The sequence below is a fragment of the Burkholderia sp. L27(2015) genome (assembly GCF_009765705.1).
In the GTDB taxonomy this organism is placed as follows: Bacteria; Pseudomonadota; Gammaproteobacteria; order Burkholderiales; family Burkholderiaceae; genus LMUX01.
The window spans coordinates 1-363 of record NZ_LMUX01000038.1; the positions used below are offsets into that span (position 1 = coordinate 1).

General features: G+C 64.5%; 1 protein-coding gene. It reads left to right on the plus strand.

Annotation, left to right across the window (positions count from 1 at the left end):
- On the plus strand, nucleotides 1–363 hold a 363-nt coding region (locus tag GSQ77_RS28950; protein WP_367889709.1), incomplete at both ends, for a GTP-binding protein.

The following is a 363-nucleotide window of genomic DNA, read 5'->3' on the forward strand; positions in this document are numbered from 1 at the left end:
GAAAGTCCCGCTGGAGATGCGCGAGCACTGGAAGCTGGAAATCGACGCGTATCTGCATCAGCGGCGCAGCCTGCGCGGGCTGATCCTGATCGTGGATATCCGGCATCCGCTGAAGGAGTTCGACCGGCTGATGCTGGAGTTCTGCTTCGCCACCCAACTGCCCTGCCACCTGCTGCTGACCAAGGCCGACAAGCTCTCGCGCGGCCAGGCCACGCAGGCGCTGGCGACCTTGCTGAAGCAGTTTGCGGCGGAAGGGCTGCACGCCACTGCGCAGGTGTTTTCATCTTCTGCCGGTACCGGCGTGGATGAAGCGCGGCAGGCGGTGATGACCCTATTGCGCCAGCCGCGCGAAGGAGCACACCA